Origin of the sequence: Marinobacter sp. bablab_jr003, from assembly GCF_016464245.1 — a bacterium.
Taxonomy (GTDB): domain Bacteria; phylum Pseudomonadota; class Gammaproteobacteria; order Pseudomonadales; family Oleiphilaceae; genus Marinobacter; species Marinobacter vinifirmus.
The window spans coordinates 96,840-112,609 of sequence record NZ_JADARC010000036.1 but is presented as its reverse complement, the minus strand read 5'-3'; the positions used below and the strand labels follow the sequence as shown (position 1 = coordinate 112,609).

The 15,770-nt window shown below is 59.8% G+C and carries 18 protein-coding genes; 5 read left to right on the top strand and 13 right to left on the bottom strand.

Annotation, left to right across the window (positions count from 1 at the left end):
• Positions 1 to 196: 196 nt before the first annotated feature.
• The 3 genes from tssE to tssB form a co-directional block, all read right to left on the bottom strand.
• Positions 197 to 634, bottom strand: a complete 438-nt coding sequence (tssE, locus tag H3Z84_RS02840) for a type VI secretion system baseplate subunit TssE (RefSeq protein ID WP_199456174.1) — start codon at positions 632 to 634, stop codon at positions 197 to 199.
• A 3-nt stretch (positions 635 to 637) separates the two neighbouring features.
• Positions 638 to 2,119 (bottom strand): type VI secretion system contractile sheath large subunit, encoded by a 1,482-nt coding sequence (gene tssC / locus H3Z84_RS02835; protein WP_094624859.1) that lies wholly within the window; start codon positions 2,117 to 2,119, stop codon positions 638 to 640.
• Positions 2,120 to 2,180: 61 nt separating this feature from the next.
• On the bottom strand, positions 2,181 to 2,678 hold the full coding sequence (tssB, locus tag H3Z84_RS02830; RefSeq protein ID WP_199456173.1) for a type VI secretion system contractile sheath small subunit: 498 nt from the start codon (positions 2,676 to 2,678) through the stop codon (positions 2,181 to 2,183).
• Between the two features lie 271 nt (positions 2,679 to 2,949).
• Here tssB and H3Z84_RS02825 point away from each other — a divergent pair, with 271 nt between their 5' ends.
• Positions 2,950 to 3,210 (top strand): acyl-CoA-binding protein, encoded by a 261-nt coding sequence (locus H3Z84_RS02825; protein ID WP_022988595.1) that lies wholly within the window; start codon positions 2,950 to 2,952, stop codon positions 3,208 to 3,210.
• A 146-nt stretch (positions 3,211 to 3,356) separates the two neighbouring features.
• On the top strand, positions 3,357 to 3,665 hold the full coding sequence (locus H3Z84_RS02820; RefSeq protein WP_022988596.1) for a site-specific integrase: 309 nt from the start codon (positions 3,357 to 3,359) through the stop codon (positions 3,663 to 3,665).
• 3 nt (positions 3,666 to 3,668) lie between these two features.
• Here the strand turns inward: H3Z84_RS02820 and H3Z84_RS02815 are convergent, their stop codons facing one another.
• A complete protein-coding gene (locus H3Z84_RS02815; RefSeq protein WP_228285830.1) occupies positions 3,669 to 4,127 on the bottom strand; it encodes a hypothetical protein in 459 nt (152 codons plus the stop codon).
• A 220-nt stretch (positions 4,128 to 4,347) separates the two neighbouring features.
• On the opposite strand from H3Z84_RS02815, the gene greB reads away from it, so the two are divergent.
• Together greB and H3Z84_RS02805 are read left to right on the top strand one after the other, a co-directional pair.
• On the top strand, positions 4,348 to 4,824 hold the full coding sequence (gene greB, locus H3Z84_RS02810) for a transcription elongation factor GreB (protein WP_036219280.1): 477 nt from the start codon (positions 4,348 to 4,350) through the stop codon (positions 4,822 to 4,824).
• 248 nt (positions 4,825 to 5,072) lie between these two features.
• Entirely contained in the window at positions 5,073 to 5,354 is a 282-nt protein-coding gene (locus H3Z84_RS02805; protein ID WP_022988599.1) for a hypothetical protein, read from the top strand.
• Between the two features lie 4 nt (positions 5,355 to 5,358).
• Here H3Z84_RS02805 and H3Z84_RS02800 read toward each other — a convergent pair whose 3' ends face one another.
• The 8 genes from H3Z84_RS02800 to ftsY all read right to left on the bottom strand — a co-directional run bounded on the left by H3Z84_RS02800 (position 5,359) and on the right by ftsY (position 13,623).
• Positions 5,359 to 6,840, bottom strand: coding sequence for a HAMP domain-containing sensor histidine kinase (locus H3Z84_RS02800; protein ID WP_199456172.1), 1,482 nt, complete (start codon positions 6,838 to 6,840; stop codon positions 5,359 to 5,361).
• Complete coding sequence (locus H3Z84_RS02795) at positions 6,827 to 7,507, bottom strand: response regulator transcription factor (protein ID WP_022988601.1); 681 nt, start codon at positions 7,505 to 7,507, stop codon at positions 6,827 to 6,829. The genes H3Z84_RS02800 and H3Z84_RS02795 overlap by 14 nt, the downstream gene beginning before the upstream one ends.
• A 104-nt stretch (positions 7,508 to 7,611) precedes the next feature.
• Positions 7,612 to 8,391 carry a hydroxypyruvate isomerase gene (hyi, locus tag H3Z84_RS02790; RefSeq protein ID WP_199456171.1) on the bottom strand — a complete coding sequence of 260 codons (780 nt, stop codon included), beginning with the start codon at positions 8,389 to 8,391 and terminating at the stop codon, positions 7,612 to 7,614.
• A gap of 10 nt (positions 8,392 to 8,401) precedes the next feature.
• Positions 8,402 to 9,313 carry an NAD(P)-dependent oxidoreductase gene (locus H3Z84_RS02785; protein ID WP_199456170.1) on the bottom strand — a complete coding sequence of 304 codons (912 nt, stop codon included), beginning with the start codon at positions 9,311 to 9,313 and terminating at the stop codon, positions 8,402 to 8,404.
• A 248-nt stretch (positions 9,314 to 9,561) separates the two neighbouring features.
• On the bottom strand, positions 9,562 to 10,422 hold the full coding sequence (rpoH, locus tag H3Z84_RS02780; RefSeq protein WP_058342077.1) for an RNA polymerase sigma factor RpoH: 861 nt from the start codon (positions 10,420 to 10,422) through the stop codon (positions 9,562 to 9,564).
• A 205-nt stretch (positions 10,423 to 10,627) separates the two neighbouring features.
• Entirely contained in the window at positions 10,628 to 11,632 is a 1,005-nt protein-coding gene (gene ftsX / locus H3Z84_RS02775) for a permease-like cell division protein FtsX (protein WP_199456169.1), read from the bottom strand.
• Positions 11,622 to 12,314: a cell division ATP-binding protein FtsE gene (ftsE, locus tag H3Z84_RS02770; protein ID WP_094624851.1), complete on the bottom strand. Its 693-nt coding sequence runs from the start codon at positions 12,312 to 12,314 to the stop codon at positions 11,622 to 11,624. Before ftsE ends, ftsX begins: the two co-directional genes overlap by 11 nt.
• Positions 12,315 to 12,342: 28 nt before the next feature.
• Entirely contained in the window at positions 12,343 to 13,623 is a 1,281-nt protein-coding gene (gene ftsY / locus H3Z84_RS02765) for a signal recognition particle-docking protein FtsY (RefSeq protein WP_199456168.1), read from the bottom strand.
• A gap of 161 nt (positions 13,624 to 13,784) precedes the next feature.
• Here ftsY and rsmD point away from each other — a divergent pair, with 161 nt between their 5' ends.
• The gene (gene rsmD / locus H3Z84_RS02760; protein WP_199456167.1) at positions 13,785 to 14,414 is read left to right on the top strand and encodes a 16S rRNA (guanine(966)-N(2))-methyltransferase RsmD; all 630 of its coding nucleotides are present in this window, start codon (positions 13,785 to 13,787) and stop codon (positions 14,412 to 14,414) included.
• Between the two features lie 63 nt (positions 14,415 to 14,477).
• On the opposite strand, the gene H3Z84_RS02755 is transcribed toward rsmD, so the two are convergent.
• Positions 14,478 to 15,656, bottom strand: a complete 1,179-nt coding sequence (locus tag H3Z84_RS02755) for a fatty acid desaturase (protein WP_022990394.1) — start codon at positions 15,654 to 15,656, stop codon at positions 14,478 to 14,480.
• Between the last annotated feature and the right edge of the window lie 114 nt (positions 15,657 to 15,770).

Here is a 15,770-nt window from a genome sequence, read left to right as displayed (position 1 = left end):
TACCCACACCCCGTCTCTCATACTTGCCGTCAAAGTCACCCGGACCGCAAACACTCAGGTTTGCCGGAGGGGGCGGGGATGCTTTTCTGCCGGGAAAAAAGATGTCTGAGCGAAGCGAGTTGTTTTTTCCCAGAAGAAAAGCATCCCCGTCCCCTCCGAACTCCAATGTCTGCCCCAGTACCAAGCAGGCCCCGACTCAGATAACCCGGTAATAGCGCTTATCATCGAGGACCAGGTCAATGGTGGTCCGGTCGTCACTCCCGGCAACCTGCAGGTAAACCGTCACCTGAAACTTCAACTGCAACGGGTCCGGCCCCGGCGGCAAGGCCACCACATCCACCCGCTTCACCCGCGGCTCAAACTTCTCGATGCACTGACGAATCGCCCCCCGAATCTGGATACTCAGATCCAGCGTACCCAGGGTGGCATCGTTGAAATCCAGCAACCCGAGATCCGGTACGCTGGCGCTGTTGCCCGGATGGGCGTTCAGCAGGCGCACCAGGTGGCGCTTGATGGATTCCACCACATGGGTCACTTCACCCATTCCCTGCCCCGGGGGGGCAGCAGCCTGTTCGAGCCGTTCAAACAGGCTGCCGGTATTGCGAACGCCGTCCGTGCCGGTGTCGCCGAACACGGATTAATCCTTGTCCAGGCGGCCAACCAGCGACAGTTCGAAGTTGGCACCCATGTACTTGAAGTGCGGGCGCACGGCCAGGGAGACCTGGTACCAGCCCGGATCGCCTTCCACATCGGAGACTTCCACGTGGGCGGCGCGCAGCGGACGGCGGCTGCGAACATCTGCCGGCGGGTTTTCCTGGTCGGCCACGTACTGGCGAATCCAGGTGTTCAGTTCCCGCTCCAGATCCTGGCGTTCTTTCCAGGAGCCGATCTGCTCGCGCTGCAGTACCTTGATGTAGTGGGCCAGGCGGTTCACGATCATCATGTAAGGCAGCTGGGTGCCCAGCTTGTAGTTGGTTTCCGCTTCCTTGCCTTCCTTGGTGTTCGGGAACTGCTTGGGCTTCTGCACCGAGTTGGCGGAGAAGAACGCCGCGTTGTCACTGCCCTTGCGCATGGTCAGGGCGATGAAGCCTTCTTCCGCCAGTTCGTATTCGCGGCGGTCGGTGATCAGCACTTCGGTCGGGATCTTGGCTTCCAGCTGGCCGAAGGATTCAAAGGTGTGCACCGGCAGGTCTTCCACCGCACCACCGCTTTGCGGGCCGATGATGTTCGGGCACCAGCGGTACTTGGCGAAGCTTTCGGTCAGTCGGGTCGCCAGCAGGTACGCAGTGTTGCCCCACAGGTAGTGCTCGTGGTCGCCGGACACTTCTTCCTTGTAGTTGAAGCTGCGCACCGGGTTCTCGGTGGGGTCATAGGGCACCCGCAGCAGGAAGCGCGGTGCGGTCAGGCCCAGGTAACGGGCGTCTTCGGATTCCCGCAGGGAGCGCCACTTGGCGTATTTCGGGCCTTCGAAAACGGCACTCAGCTCTTTGATGGCCGGCAGTTCCTGGTAGCTGTCGACACCGAAGAACGACGGTGCAACCGAGGACAGGAACGGCGCGTGGGACATGGCGCCAACCGACGACACGTACTGCAGCAGTTTCATATCCGGTGTTGACGGGCTGAAGGCGTAGTTACCGACAATAGCGCCCACCGGCTCACCACCGAACTGGCCATACTCGGCCGCATAGATGTGCTTGTAGAAGCCGGTCTGGGTCACGTCCGGAGCAAATTCGAAGTCTTCCAGCAGTTCGGTCTTGGTGGCATGGAGGATATCCACCTTGATGTTCTCGCGGAAATCGGTGCGATCCACCATCAGTTTCAGGCCACGCCAGGACGATTCCAGTTCCTGCAGCTTGGGTGCGTGCAGGATTTCATCCATCTGGGCGCTGATCTTGCGATCCAGCTCCACCACCATCTGGTCCACCAGGGCCTTGTTGACCGGCTGGCCTTTTTCGTCGCTCTTCAGCAGGTTGGCGATAAACGTGGCCACCCCTTTGCGGGCAACATCGTAACCTTCGTCGGCCGGTGCCATGCGGCTGTTGGCCATAACCTGGTCCAGCAAGGACCCTTGTGCTACGGATTCGGAGGCAGCAGATTGCTGCACAGCAGTATCAGACATACCACATCCCTTCAGTACGTGATTGATAATCGGTGTTGGTTACCGGGTTCCGGTGGTGCGCTTACTCGCCGCCGTCGGTGGCCAGTTCAAGCTCCGCCAGCAGTTTTTCCCGGGCGCTGTCGTTGTCCAGCAGTTCCTGCAGCTTGGAGCGGAAGGCCGGTACGTTACCCAGTGGGCCCTTGAGGGCAACCAGGGCTTCGCGCAGTTCGATCAGCTTTTTCAGCTCGGGCACCTGGCGGGCGATGCTGTCCGGAGAAAAGTCGTCCAGGCCCTGGAAGTCCAGGTTCACCGGCAGGTCGTCGGCATTGTCTTCGAGCTTGTTGGAAACGGTGGTGGAGAGGGTCAGGCCCGCTTCCTTCATGACCGAACGGAAGTTGTTCTTGTCAACGGAAATGGCCTTGCGGTCTTCGATGGGGGTTTCTTCAGCATGGCCCTTGAAATCGCCAACCACGAACATTTTCAGCGGCAGCTCGGTTTCAGCCTGCTGGTCGCCGGTGGCGGGGACATACTTGATATTGATGCGCTCTTTAGGCGCGACAGAACCGTCTTTGGCAGACATGGCGTGCTCCCTGTGCAATTCATTTGCAGTGTCGTTCAATCCCTGAAGCCGGCCATCCTGGCAGGCAACGGCGCAAACTGTACACAGATGATCCGCTGTTCTCAAGCAGGCGCTGGCGAGAAATGACCTGAAATGTGCAGTCGGGCAAACTTTTGCCAGATTGCCCTGCCGCCCGCCATAACGCGCTTTCAGTCAATGACGGCGATTCACACCAGGGCTATACTCGGCCCACCCTCAGAGGAAAAAACCATTAAAACCAAGGAGCCAGACCATGAGTGACCTGAAAGCGAAATTCGATGACGCGGTAAACTACATCCAGTCCGCCGAAGGCGACTTCAAACCCTCCAACGAACTGAAGCTGGAGTTCTACGCACTGTACAAGCAAGCAACCGAAGGCGATGTTTCCGGCAAGCGCCCGGGCATGATGGACTTTGTTGGCCGTGCCAAGTACGACGCCTGGGAAAAGGTCAAAGGCACCTCCAGCGACGAAGCCATGCAGAAGTATATCGACAAGCTGGAAGCCCTGAAGTAACCGAGGCGAGCCCTGGGCCCGGAGCCCCCTGCTCCGGGCAGACAGCCCCTCGCCCGGTGGCTGCAGGTCTTTTTTGCACCATTCAAACGTTTGTCATATGATGCGCGCACCATAACAACAACAAGCTTTCCGGAAGAGTGCGTAACATGAATATTACCCAGGCGCTGGAGCAGTCACGGCCCGGCATGGTCGACGAAGTTCAGGCGGCCATTCGCAAACACCAGCTCAATCAACGTGCCGAACAAACCTACCTGCACTGGATCAGCCGCTTTGTGCTGTTTCACGATCTGACCGACCCCGACAACCTTGCCGAAGAAGAGCAAAGGCAGTTTCTGGCGTATCTGAGTGACAAGATGCAGTTGTCCCGGGCCCGGCTGAACCAGGCTACCCAGGCACTGACATTTTTCTACCGGGATGTGCTGGGCAAACCGGTGGCGCTGGAATCGGCGGCCTGACGGCTACCGGCGCTCGGTCATGTTGAGATTGAAGGTGTCGTAGGTGCGGTTCTCCGGTGGCCGGATCACATAGTTGTTGCTGTGGGTCTGGCCGGGAATCACCTTCGGGTTGCTGAAACGGATATCCACGGGAATTTCCGAGCGGCCCAGGTCAGTCCGGTCGTCCCTGGGCTGAAACGCCAGCGGGTCCAGGTAGAAGTCATCATCTTTTCCTGCCTGCACCGGCACACCGGCTGCCGGCGCCTCCAGGCCACCCTCGATCACCGTGTTCGCCAGGGCTTCCTCTTCGATGGCCCGGAACGGGATGGTGTCAATGGTTGAACGCTGCTCAGGTTCGAAAGCAGACTCCGCGCTCTGCGCCTGCACCACAGCCGGCACCAGCACCGTAATAGCCAGCACCATACCCGCCATAAGGGGCGGCCTTAGCCACGGTTGCTCTGTGCTCTGTCTGTTGCTGCTCATGGTATCTTCCTGAATCCTGGCTATCCGGTGCGGCACATCACTGATGACGCCCTGCGCACACTTAGTCTGTTCAGTTTATCGCCAACCCCGGGAGTTTTCCGGCAAGACTGGTCAAAGTGTGACCACCTTCACGTGTCCCTGCAGGCCATTCAGCAGTTGACCCGGATCCGCCCCGGCGATATGAATGGGCAAACTCTTTCACCTGACCTTTGAAGGCCTTATGGACACCAACGTTATTACCCCGGAAGGCTATGCCGAATTGCAGCAGGAACTGGACGAACTGTGGCGCAAGGAACGCCCGGAAGTGACCAGGAAGGTACAGTGGGCGGCCAGCCTGGGCGATCGTTCAGAGAACGCGGATTACCAGTACAACAAGAAGCGATTGCGCGAAATCGACCGGCGGGTGCGATTCCTGAGAAACCGGCTGTCGAAACTGCGGGTGGTGGAGTACAGCCCGGTGCAGGAAGGCAAGGCCTTCTTCGGCGCTTGGGTAACCCTGGTGGACGAGGACGACAACGAACTCACCTTCCGGATTGTCGGGCCGGACGAGATCTACGGCAAAAACAACTACGTCTCGGTGCATGCGCCGGTGGTCAAAGCCTGCCTCGGCAAAAGCGAAGGCGACGAAATCAGGGTGAGAACGCCGGAGTCGACCAAGCTGTGGGAAATCGATCGAATCTGTTACCAGCAGCCATAAAAAAACCCCGCGGGTAACGGGGTTAAGGCTAGCGCTGTGCTGGAGGGGGAGGCAGGCAACGGGTCACCCGCCTCCGCATCTACAGTACCCATTATCCTCACCTCTCATTACCTGCCTGTGGCCACGGAATTACCTTTTGGCAAGACATCACGCCCTTGGCTCCGGCCGGAAATTAGGTTGAACACTCTAGCGCCCGCCATTAGTTTGCAGGTAATTGACCCGATTTCCCTGTTAACGGAGACACACCGATGAACACCAAGAAGCTGCTGAACCTGGCACTGGAAGGCATTGATACCCTGGGCTTCCGCCTGGACGACATGGGCATTACCAGCAAACTCAACCGGCACAATATTGCCGCCTTTGTGATGGCAGAACAGAAACACCTGGAAGGGGAATGGGACAGCCTGCAGGCCAGGGTTGACCGTCGTCGCGCCCAGTTTGACCAGCTGGCACAGGCCGTCGAAAGCCGGGCCGACATCGTCATCGGACCGGTACTCAACCGGGTAAACCGGTTCCGCGCCAGCCAGTAAGCAGTCAGGCCTTGCCGGGTTCCGCCGTTGACGTTCGTTCATCAGCGGAATCCGCTGCAGGCTCCACCGTGGTGGCCTTGATCCGCTTTCGGACGCCGGTGAAGGCCGGCATGCGCACACTGACCGTAAGCCCCGGCGGCTCCTCGCCCGGATGGGTGTCGCTGAGCAGGATCTGGCCCTGGTGAATCTCGGCCACCGCACTGACCAGGCTCAGCCCCAAACCATTACCCGGCAATGACCGGCTCTTGCCGACCCGGTAAAAACGCTGGAACACCTGGTCTTTCTCGTCGTCCGGAATGCCGATACCGGAATCCCGCACTTCAAACACCGCTGCAGCACCTTCCCGGCGGACCGCCACCACGATGCCGCCATGCTCGGGAGTGTACTTGATGGCGTTATCAATCAGGTTGCTGACCATCTGGAACACCAGGTCGCGATCACCTTCAATCATCACCCCGGAGGCCATCTCCTGGGTAAAGGTCTGCTCCTTGTCTTCCGCCAGGGCTTCATAAAGCTCGCAGGCATCACTGACCAGCTCATCCAGCGACACCACCTTCATATCGGCGGAATTACCCCGGGTTTCCAGCCGGGCAATCCGCAGCAGGGCGTTGAAAGTCGCCAGCAGTTGATCGGCTTCCGCAACCGCCCGGCCTACCTGTTCACGGGCCTCGTCGTTATCCACAGCAATCAGGGTGTTTTCCAGCTGGTTACGCAGGCGGGTCAGCGGGGTGCGAAGGTCGTGGGCGATGCTGTCCGATACATGCCGGATACCTTCCATCAGGTAAACAATCCGGTCGAGCATCTGGTTCAGGTTTTCGGCCAGCTGGTCAAAGTCGTCTTCGGTACCCCGGGTGGGTATCCGCAACGACAGGTGCCCGTTCATGATCCTTCGCGAGGTGTTGTTGATTACTTCAATGCGCCGCGTGGTACTTCGGCTCATCAGAAAACCACCCAGCAGGGCCAGGGCCAGGGTGATACCCATGCCCCAGTTGATGGCGGTCTCGATCACCCGTTTCAGGCTGGTCAGCTCATCCACATCCCGGCCGACCAGCAGGCGCAGGCCACCCTGGACATCAAAGATACGGGCGCGGGCCAGGCGTTCCGGCCCCTGCCAGCCCACGGTCGGGTTCAGGGTAAAGTTGATCCAGCCACTATCGGAAGAACGACTGCCTTCCGGCCAGGTTTCAATATTTCCGGCCAGTTTCAGGAAGTCATCGGTGGTCAGCAGGTAGATGGACTTGGCGTTCGGATCCCGGGCGACACGCTCACGGATGATGGTAATCAGCCCGTTCACGCCACGCCCGCGATACTGTTCCGCCAGACCGGCGATTTCCGCCTCGATGGTCTCGTCGGTCTGGGCAGTCATAAAGCCGGCGGTGCGCCAGTAGATGAATGCCAGTAGCAGGAATACAGAGGTGGCAAACACCACCATATAAAGCAGTGCCAGTTGGAACGATGACGTTCTGAGCTGACTAAGCAGTTTCACGCAGCATGTATCCTGCACCCCGAACTGTCTGCAGCAAGGGTGTGTCGAATTCCTTGTCGATCTTGGCGCGCAGACGGCTGATGTGCACGTCGATTACGTTGGTCTGGGGGTCAAAGTGATAGTCCCAGACTTTTTCCAGCAACATGGTCCGGGTAACCACCTGGCCCGCGTTGCGCATCAGATATTCCAGCAAGCGGAATTCCCGGGGCTGGACATCGATATTATGGCCGGCGCGCTTCACGGTTCGGGCCAGCAGGTCCATTTCCAGGTCTGCTACCTTCAGTACAGTTTCGGTTTCAGCCGCCTGCCGGTTACGGCGGATCAGCGACTCGATCCGGGCCAGCAACTCGGTGAACGAGAACGGCTTGGTAAGGTAATCATCGCCCCCGCCACGCAGGCCTTCCACCCGGTCATCCACATCACCCAGGGCACTGAGAATCAGCACAGGGGTCTGGTTGCCGGTGGCCCGCACGGTTTTGATGATGGATAGCCCATCCATGCCCGGCAGCATGCGGTCGACAATCATGATGTCGTATTCTTCACTGGCCGCCATCATCATGCCTTCCTTGCCGTCGGCCGCATGATCCACCACGAAGTCAGACTCCTTCAGCCCCTTCACCAGGTAACTTGCTACATCCTGATCGTCTTCGATTACCAGCGCTTTCACCGGTGACTCCTCCTGATAGCGGATTTGGTTGCTTACAAGGTTACGAATAACACCGGAACCCGGCCAGTTACGATCTTGTAAGAGGGTGTCGCCTATGACGACGGTCAACAACCGGGCCGGAACCAGCCCAGAGACGCCTCGGTTACAGCAGAAGGCCGATACTCGGCACTGACCCAGCCAGCGTAGCCCATCCTGTCGAGGGCAGCGAAAACATTCGAAAAGTTAATCTCGCCGGTACCGGGCTCGTTCCGTCCCGGATTATCGGCAAACTGAATATGGGCAATCCAGGGCAGCAGGCACTCCATGGAGCGAACCAGATCTCCCTCCATGACCTGCATGTGGTAGATGTCGTATTGCAGGCGCACGTTATCGGCATCCACCGCTTCAATCAGCTCCATCACCTTGCCGGTGGTATCCAGCAGGAAGCCGGGCATATCCACCCGGGAATTGATCGCCTCCAGGCACAGTGTCAGCCCCGCCTCGGCAAAGCGGTCCGCCGCATACTGAACATTTGCAACCAGCGTGCTCCAGGCCTCCTGCTCTGAAAGCTCCGCCGGCTTGAGCCCGGCCAGGCAATTGAGCCGGGTATTACCCAGCACCCTGGCATAGGCAATGCCCTGCTCGACCCCGGCCCGGAATTCCTCAACGCGATCCGGCAAACAGGCAATTCCCCGCTCCCCCGCCTGCCAGTCCCCCGGCGGCAGGTTGAACAGTACCTGGGTCAGCCCGTTCGCCTGCAACCTCTGCGCCAGCTCCTCTGCCGGCCACTCGTAGGGAAACAGGTACTCCACCGCCCTGAAACCCGAAGCTGCAGCACGCTCGAAACGCTCGAGAAACGGCACCTCGGTAAACAACATGGACAAATTCGCGGCAAAACGTGGCATCAGTGCCTCCTCAGTCCTTTGGCCCACGGCCCAGCGAGCCCAGCAAGGCCCCGTTCATATGCTCCAGCTCCAGCAACAAACCGCTGTGGTCCACATCGCTATGGCCATTGGCCACCAGCGACAAATATTCGTTATGAGTCTGCTGCGCCAACGGCAACGTCAACCCCTCGGCCCGCGCCTCATCCAGAATCATCCGCATATCCTTCAACTGAATCCGCGCCGGCGCCCCGGGGGCAAAGTTCCGGTCAATCATCCGTTGCCCGTGCAACTCCAGAATCCGGCTACCGGCAAAGCCGCCCAGCAACGCCTCCCGCACCGCCGCAGGATCCGCGCCACCCTTAGCTGCCAGCAACAAGGCTTCAGACACCGCACCAATGGTAATCCCCACAATCGCCTGATTCGCCAGCTTCGCCAACTGCCCGGCCCCCACCGGCCCGATCCGGGTACACTTGCCCAACGCCCCGAACACCGGCAGCGCCCGCTCAACATCCGCCTCCGACCCCCCGGCCATAATACTCAACCGAGCCTCCGCAGCCCCCACCGTACCCCCGGAAACCGGCGCATCCACAAACCCGGCCCCACGCTCGCCAACCAACCCAGCCAACTCACGGGCCAGCGACGGCTGCACCGAACTCATATCAATCACCAGCGCCCCCGCCTTCAACGCCCCGATCGCGCCCTGATGCACCAGCACATCCTCAACCACCTGCCCGTTCTCCAGCATAGTGATCACCAAATCCGCGTCCGCCACCGCCTCAGCCGGCGCCGCCGCGATCGAGGCCTCGTTGGCAAAGGGCTCACACTTACTTGCGGTACGATTCCACAACGTCATGGGGTAACCGGCATCCAGCAGGTTACGGGTCATCGGCGCGCCCATCAGGCCAATACCGAGGAAAGCGATATGGGGAGAATTTGCATTCATTTTCGGGAATCCCACTCAAAAGTCCGAAGAAGGGATTGGGGTGGGCTTTCCAAAAATGTGCGGAGCCATGGATGGCGGAGCAGAAGCGCCACACGGATGTGCCGCAGGAGCGGTTTTTGGAAAGCCCACCCCAATCCCTTCCTCCCGGAGGTATGAATTGTCAAAGCCAGCACGGATTATACAAACAAAAACGCCACCAACCGCGAACGGTGGTGGCGTTTTCAAACCCCAAGGGCCAATGATCAGCTTCAGGCAACCTCGGCCATCTGCAACTTGATCTTCTTCATCGCATTCTTCTCAAGCTGCCGAATCCGCTCCGCAGACACACCATACTTGTCCGCCAGCTCATGCAACGTCGACTTGCTCTCGGTCAGCCAGCGCTCGCGAAGAATATCCTGACTGCGCTCATCCAGGTTTTCCATCGCCTGCATCAACCGGCCGTTGGAGTCCTCTGACCAGTCGGCATTCTCCAGCTGCACCGCCGGATCACTGCGGCGATCTTCCAGATAATACGCCGGCGCCTGGTAGGCACTGTCTTCATCGTCATCCATCGGACCGTCGAACGCGGTATCCTGGGATGCCAGACGACCTTCCATCTCGCGCACCACCCTGGGCTCTACCCCCAGGTCCTTCGCGACCGCCTGAAGCTCATCGTGGTTCAGCCACGCCAGCTTCTTCTTCTGGCTGCGCAGATTGAAGAACAGCTTGCGCTGGGCCTTGGTGGTGGCCACCTTCACAATGCGCCAGTTGCGCAGAATGAACTCATGGATCTCTGCCTTGATCCAGTGCACCGCGAACGACACCAGCCGCACGCCATACTCCGGGTTGAAGCGCTTGACCGCCTTCATCAGGCCCACGTTACCTTCCTGGATCAGGTCAGCCTGAGCCAGGCCATAGCCTGAATAACTGCGGGCGATATGAATCACAAAGCGCAGGTGGGAGAGCACCAGATGACGGGCGGCTTCCACATCGCCATGGTAGTGAAGCCGTTCTGCCAGCTCTCGCTCCTCGTCCACTGAGAGAACCGGAATGCGACTCGCAGCCTGAATGTAAGACTCGAGATTCGCGCCCGGAACCAGTCTGTCAACCAGCTGTAAACTCGTACCCATGCAATAACCTCCGAACCTGACAGCCGTTAAATATAACAACTGAAACTTTGACCGCCAAGCACCTGATTAGTTCCCGAATTTCCCAGTAACACGTTAAAAATCATACATCTGGGAAATTCCTGAATGCCATTCCAGCGTCGATAACCGGTAACCAAGCTACGCTGGAACAAGCTGTATTTTCAATACGGTTTTCCCGTTATCCGGATCACCCTCCGGCAATATCGCCCGGCTCTATGTCATCCAGATGACGCTTCACTGCCACCCAGGCGCCAAGCCAGCCTAACACCATGGCTGTGATAATCAATGCCAGGGCGCCATCAAAGCCCGGGCCGTGAATCACAAACTCGCTCTGGTAAAGGCTCGCCAGCCGCTCGATGGGGCCGTTCAGCCACCATAGCGAAACCTGGATCAACACCCAGGCGACCACGCCGCCGCCCAAACCGAACCAGGCGCCGGTATAAAGAAAGGGCCTGCGTACGAAGGCATCGGTGCCTCCCACCAGCTTGGCCACGAGGATTTCATCCCGGCGGTTCTCGATAGAAAGCCGCACCGTGTTACCGATCACCAGGATCACCGCCGCACCCAGCAACAGCGCCAACGCCCAGACCGCCCTCGCCAGGATATCGGTAATGGCATTGAGCCGTTGCAGCCAGCCCAGATCTACCTGGACCCGCTCGACGGCATCCATGCCTTCCATAAAGGTCACCAGGGCCTGCACGCCATCGGCAGATCGGGCATTGTCTTCCGGCGTTACCAGCAGGGTGTGGGGCAACGGGTTGTCGTCCAGGAAATCCAGGGCATCATCCAGCCCCGACGACACCCGGAATTCAGCCAGGGCCTGGTCCCGGTCTACCAGCTCTACCGACAACACCCGTCCATCACCGTCAATCGCGGAAGCCAGCTCCCGGGCCTGCTCCACCGGCACATCCAGTGACAGGTAGGCAGTAATCCGGGCACTGTTTTCCCAGCCGGCACTCACGCCCTGCAAACTACCCAGCAACAGCAACAGCGCCACCGGCAAAGCCAGGGCCACACCCATCACCATCCAGGTCATCATGCTGGCCACCGGGCTGCGCCACAGCCGCTGGGCGGAATCTTTCGCCACCTTGCGGTGATGGTCCAGATAACTCCGGGCCTGGTTCGAGGCCGGTGAGCGGCCCCGGTTGGCGCCCCTGCGCTTCTCAGGCTTCTGGCGTGAGTCAGTAACCACTTACACCTCCGGTCAGGGGTGCATCTGCGCCGACAATCATCCGGCCATGGTCCAGGGTCAGCCGGCGCTTGTTCATCTGGTCGATCAGGGCAATATCGTGGGTGGCAATCAGCACAGTAACACCCACCTGGCTGAACTCGGTGAACAGGTGCATGATGTCTGCCGACAGCTCCGGGTCCAGGTTACCGGTGGGCTCATCCGCCAGCAGCACCGGCGGCTTGTTCACCACGGCGCGGGCAATGCCCACCCGTTGCTGCTCACCGCCCGACAGCTGCATAGGGTTCATCTTTTCCTTGTTCAGCAGGCCCACCTTGTCCAGGGCCGCCCGCACCCGCCGGCCGATGTCATCCGGCGACGCACCCATCACTTCCAGCGGCATGGCTACGTTGTCGAATACCGTGCGATCAAACAGCAGCTGGTGGTTCTGGAACACCACGCCAATGTGCCGGCGGATGTAGGGAATCTGCCGGCGGGGCAGGCTGTTGAGCTTCTGGCCGCCCACGATCACCTCACCGGCGGTGGGACGCTCCATCACCATGATCAGCTTCAGCAAGGTACTCTTGCCGGCACCGGAGTGGCCGGTCAGAAAGGCCAGCTCGCCCCGGTCCAGGTGGAAATTCACCTGGCGCAGGGCGGTGTGGTCGCTGTCATAGCGCTTGGTTACCTGACGAAACTCGATCATCGGGGGCTTGGGCTCCGTGGCCGGTACTTCAGTCGTCGAACAGGGCGTCTACAAAGGTTTCTGCATCAAAGCTGCGCAGGTCTTCCGCCTGCTCGCCGACACCGATAAACCGGATAGGCAGCTGCAACTGGCGGGCAATGGCGAAAACGATACCACCCTTCGCCGTGCCGTCGAGCTTGGTCAGGGTAATGCCAGACACGCCCACCGCCTGCTGGAACACCTGGGCCTGGCTCAGGGCATTCTGGCCGGTGCCGGCATCCAGCACCAGCATCACTTCGTGGGGCGCGGAATCGTCCAGTTTTTTCATTACCCGGACCACCTTTTCCAGCTCGTGCATCAGGTTGTCCTTGTTCTGCAACCGGCCGGCAGTATCGGCAATCACGATATCGGTACCCCGGGACTGGGCAGACTGGATGGCATCGAAAATCACCGAGGCACTGTCGGCACCCGTGTGCTGGGCAATAACCGGCACATTGTTGCGCTCGCCCCATACCTGCAGCTGTTCCACAGCCGCGGCCCGGAAGGTGTCGCCAGCCGCCAGCATCACCGACTTACCTTCCGCCTGGAATTTCTTGGTGAGTTTGCCGATGGTGGTGGTCTTGCCAACACCGTTCACGCCCACCATCAGGATCACGTAGGGCTGTTTGCCGGTATCGATTTCCAGCGGCCTGGTCACATCCTTGAGCAGGCCGTGGAGCTCTTCCCTCAGGGCCTTGCGCAGGGCTTCGCCGTCTTTCAGCTGGTTGCGTTCCAGCTTGTCGGTCAGGGATTCGATGATTTCCGACGTGGCCGTTACCCCCACGTCCGCCATCAGCAGGGTGGTTTCGATTTCCTCCAGCAGGTCTTCATCGATCTTCTTGCCAACGGTGAACAGGTCCGCCAGGCCGCCGGTCAGGCTGGCGCGGGTCTTGCCCAAGCCCTTCTTGATGCGCTCGAAGACACTCAGCTGAGGCTCTGGCTCTGGCTCTGGCTCTGGCTCTGGCTCTGGCTCTGGCTCTGGCTCTGGCTCTGGCTCTGGAGCAGGCTCGACGGCCGGGGCAGCTTCTTCTACCGGTGCCGGCTCGGCAGGCACTTCGGGCGGTGCCTCCGGTATGGCCTCAGCCACGGGAGCTTCCGGCGCTTGCTCAAGCTGTACTTCCGGTTCAGGTGCTTGCTCCGGGGCAACCGGTGCCGGGCCCTTGGCCACCTCCGGCTTGCGCTGGGGCACCTTCTCCGGGCGCGGGGCGCGCTTGCGGTTGCCGGCGATATCCAGCACAAAGAACAGGACAAGAAGGGCCAGGAGGCCGATTGAAATCCACTCTGCCGTCATAGTCTTACCATCTGTCTGAAAATGGGCGGGCGAAAAGAAAGCCGGTATTCTAGCAGACTGCCGGCACTAAGTGATGGGGGCTCCGATTATCCCCTGCTGCGGGCTTTCCGGTAACATATCGGCCCGAACCTGATCACCGTTTCACCCACCGGAGCAGCTCCATGGCCAAGCGCAGACCACCCCAACGCAAACCCGCCCCGGGCGCCGCCAAGGCCGGCGGACAGGGCGAGTTGCGCATTATCGGTGGCGACTGGCGCAGCCGTAAGCTCCGCTTTCCGGATGCCGGCGGCGTGCGCCCCAGCCCGGCCCGAACCCGCGAAACCCTGTTCAACTGGCTGAATTTCCACCTGGCCGGCAGCGATTGCCTGGACCTGTTCGCCGGCTCTGGCGCGCTGGGCCTGGAAGCCTTGTCCCGGGGTGCCGCAAAGGCAACCCTGGTGGACCATACCCCGGCACTGGCTACAGCCCTGCGGGATAACCTGCGGCTGTTGAAATCCGAAAACGGCGAAGTGGTCTGCCAGGACGTGGAAGGTTACCTGCACAGCCCGAACCGACCGCCGTTCGACATTATCTTCATGGACCCCCCCTTCCGGCAGGGCTGGCTGGCGCGACTGCTGCCACTGATCGCCGATGGCCCCTGGGTGAAACCAGGTAGCTGGGTGTATGTAGAGCACGAAAGTGAACTGACCGGGCTATCGGTACCCGAAGGCTGGCAGTTGCACCGCCAGAAAACCGCAGGCCAGGTAACCTATAACCTTTACCGGGTGGCGCCGGAAGCCGACCAGGACTAACCGGTCACCCACAAAAAAGCCGGGCGGGGGGAATCCCGTCCGGCTTTTTGCATCTGCGGCCAATCAGGCCATTGGGCGCAGTGAATAGGCCCGCAGGTGCGCCGCAAACTCTTCCAGGTAACGGATACCGCTGGTTTCCGCTTCCTTGCACCAGTCCATCAGCGCCTGCAGCTTGTCCTGGGGCTTGAGGCCCCGCTGGCGCCACAGGGCCTGGAGCTCGTGGCTCTTGTCGTAGATCAGCTTGAGCATTTCATGGCGTTCGAGCACTGAATCCAGCGTTTCTTTCTCGCGGGGATGGATCAGCGACACCTCCCGGGACAGCAAGCGCTTGAGCTTGCGATAGCGGGGGCGGATTTCGTCGTCCATCAGGGACTTCTGCTGGCGCAACACCGGCTCCATCACCCGCTTGCGATACTGGCGCATGATATCGAACCGGCTGTTGGTAATGGCCTGCACGGTTTCCACATCCATTTCCTGCTTGCCCGGCACATAGTGGGCAATGGGCCGGTAGCCCTTGGGCTTGGCCAGGCCGAACAGCTGGAACAGGCGGATGTAACCCCAGCCAATGTCGATCTCATACCAGCGACGGGACAGCTTGGCGGAATTCGGATAGGTGTGGTGGTTGTTGTGCAGTTCTTCACCGCCAATCAGGATACCCCAAGGGGAGATATTGCGGGCGTTGTCGGCACACTCGAAGTTGCGGTAACCCATGTAGTGGCCGATACCGTTAACCACTCCGGCGGCCCAGAGCGGAATCCACATCATCTGCACGGCCCAGATCCAGATACCGTTAACCCCGAACAGCAGCAGGTTGATGACGGCCAGCAGGGCAATGCCACCCATTTTATAGGGGGTGTAGACCTTGCGTTCGATCCAGTCTTCCGGGGTACGCTGGCCGTAACGCTCAAGGTTTTCCGGGGTTGCCGACTGGGCGTAGAGCTCCGCACCTTCAAACAGAACCTTGCGAATACCCAGAACCACCGGGCTGTGAGGGTCTTCCTCGGTCTCGCACTTGGCGTGGTGCTTGCGATGGATGGCAGTCCATTCCTTGGTGTTCTGGGCAGTGGTCAGCCACAGCCAGAAACGGAAAAAATGCTTAAGCACCGGATGCAGGTCCAGCGCGTTGTGGGCCGAGTGGCGGTGCAGATACAGGGTTACACTGACGATGGTGATGTGCGTCATCACCAGGGTAACAGCGATCAGCTGCCACGCGGAGAGGTCCAGGAGACCGTTAAACCACATAAAATATCCTCAAAAATCAATCAACTTCGACAAGGCGATACTGCGGAGGTTTTCGCTGGTACTCGAAGGGGAAGTTACCTCGTCACTTTAGCGTACACTTGTACGCAACAACAA

Coding starts and splice junctions, on each gene's coding strand:
- tssC (WP_094624859.1), bottom strand. CDS start 2,119: ATGTCTGATACTGCTGTGCAGCAATCTGCTGCCTCCGAATCCGTAGCA.
- tssB (WP_199456173.1), bottom strand. CDS start 2,678: ATGTCTGCCAAAGACGGTTCTGTCGCGCCTAAAGAGCGCATCAATATC.
- H3Z84_RS02825 (WP_022988595.1), top strand. CDS start 2,950: ATGAGTGACCTGAAAGCGAAATTCGATGACGCGGTAAACTACATCCAG.
- H3Z84_RS02820 (WP_022988596.1), top strand. CDS start 3,357: ATGAATATTACCCAGGCGCTGGAGCAGTCACGGCCCGGCATGGTCGAC.
- H3Z84_RS02815 (WP_228285830.1), bottom strand. CDS start 4,127: ATGAGCAGCAACAGACAGAGCACAGAGCAACCGTGGCTAAGGCCGCCC.
- greB (WP_036219280.1), top strand. CDS start 4,348: ATGGACACCAACGTTATTACCCCGGAAGGCTATGCCGAATTGCAGCAG.
- H3Z84_RS02805 (WP_022988599.1), top strand. CDS start 5,073: ATGAACACCAAGAAGCTGCTGAACCTGGCACTGGAAGGCATTGATACC.
- hyi (WP_199456171.1), bottom strand. CDS start 8,391: ATGCCACGTTTTGCCGCGAATTTGTCCATGTTGTTTACCGAGGTGCCG.
- H3Z84_RS02785 (WP_199456170.1), bottom strand. CDS start 9,313: ATGAATGCAAATTCTCCCCATATCGCTTTCCTCGGTATTGGCCTGATG.
- rpoH (WP_058342077.1), bottom strand. CDS start 10,422: ATGGGTACGAGTTTACAGCTGGTTGACAGACTGGTTCCGGGCGCGAAT.
- ftsE (WP_094624851.1), bottom strand. CDS start 12,314: ATGATCGAGTTTCGTCAGGTAACCAAGCGCTATGACAGCGACCACACC.
- ftsY (WP_199456168.1), bottom strand. CDS start 13,623: ATGACGGCAGAGTGGATTTCAATCGGCCTCCTGGCCCTTCTTGTCCTG.
- rsmD (WP_199456167.1), top strand. CDS start 13,785: ATGGCCAAGCGCAGACCACCCCAACGCAAACCCGCCCCGGGCGCCGCC.
- H3Z84_RS02755 (WP_022990394.1), bottom strand. CDS start 15,656: ATGTGGTTTAACGGTCTCCTGGACCTCTCCGCGTGGCAGCTGATCGCT.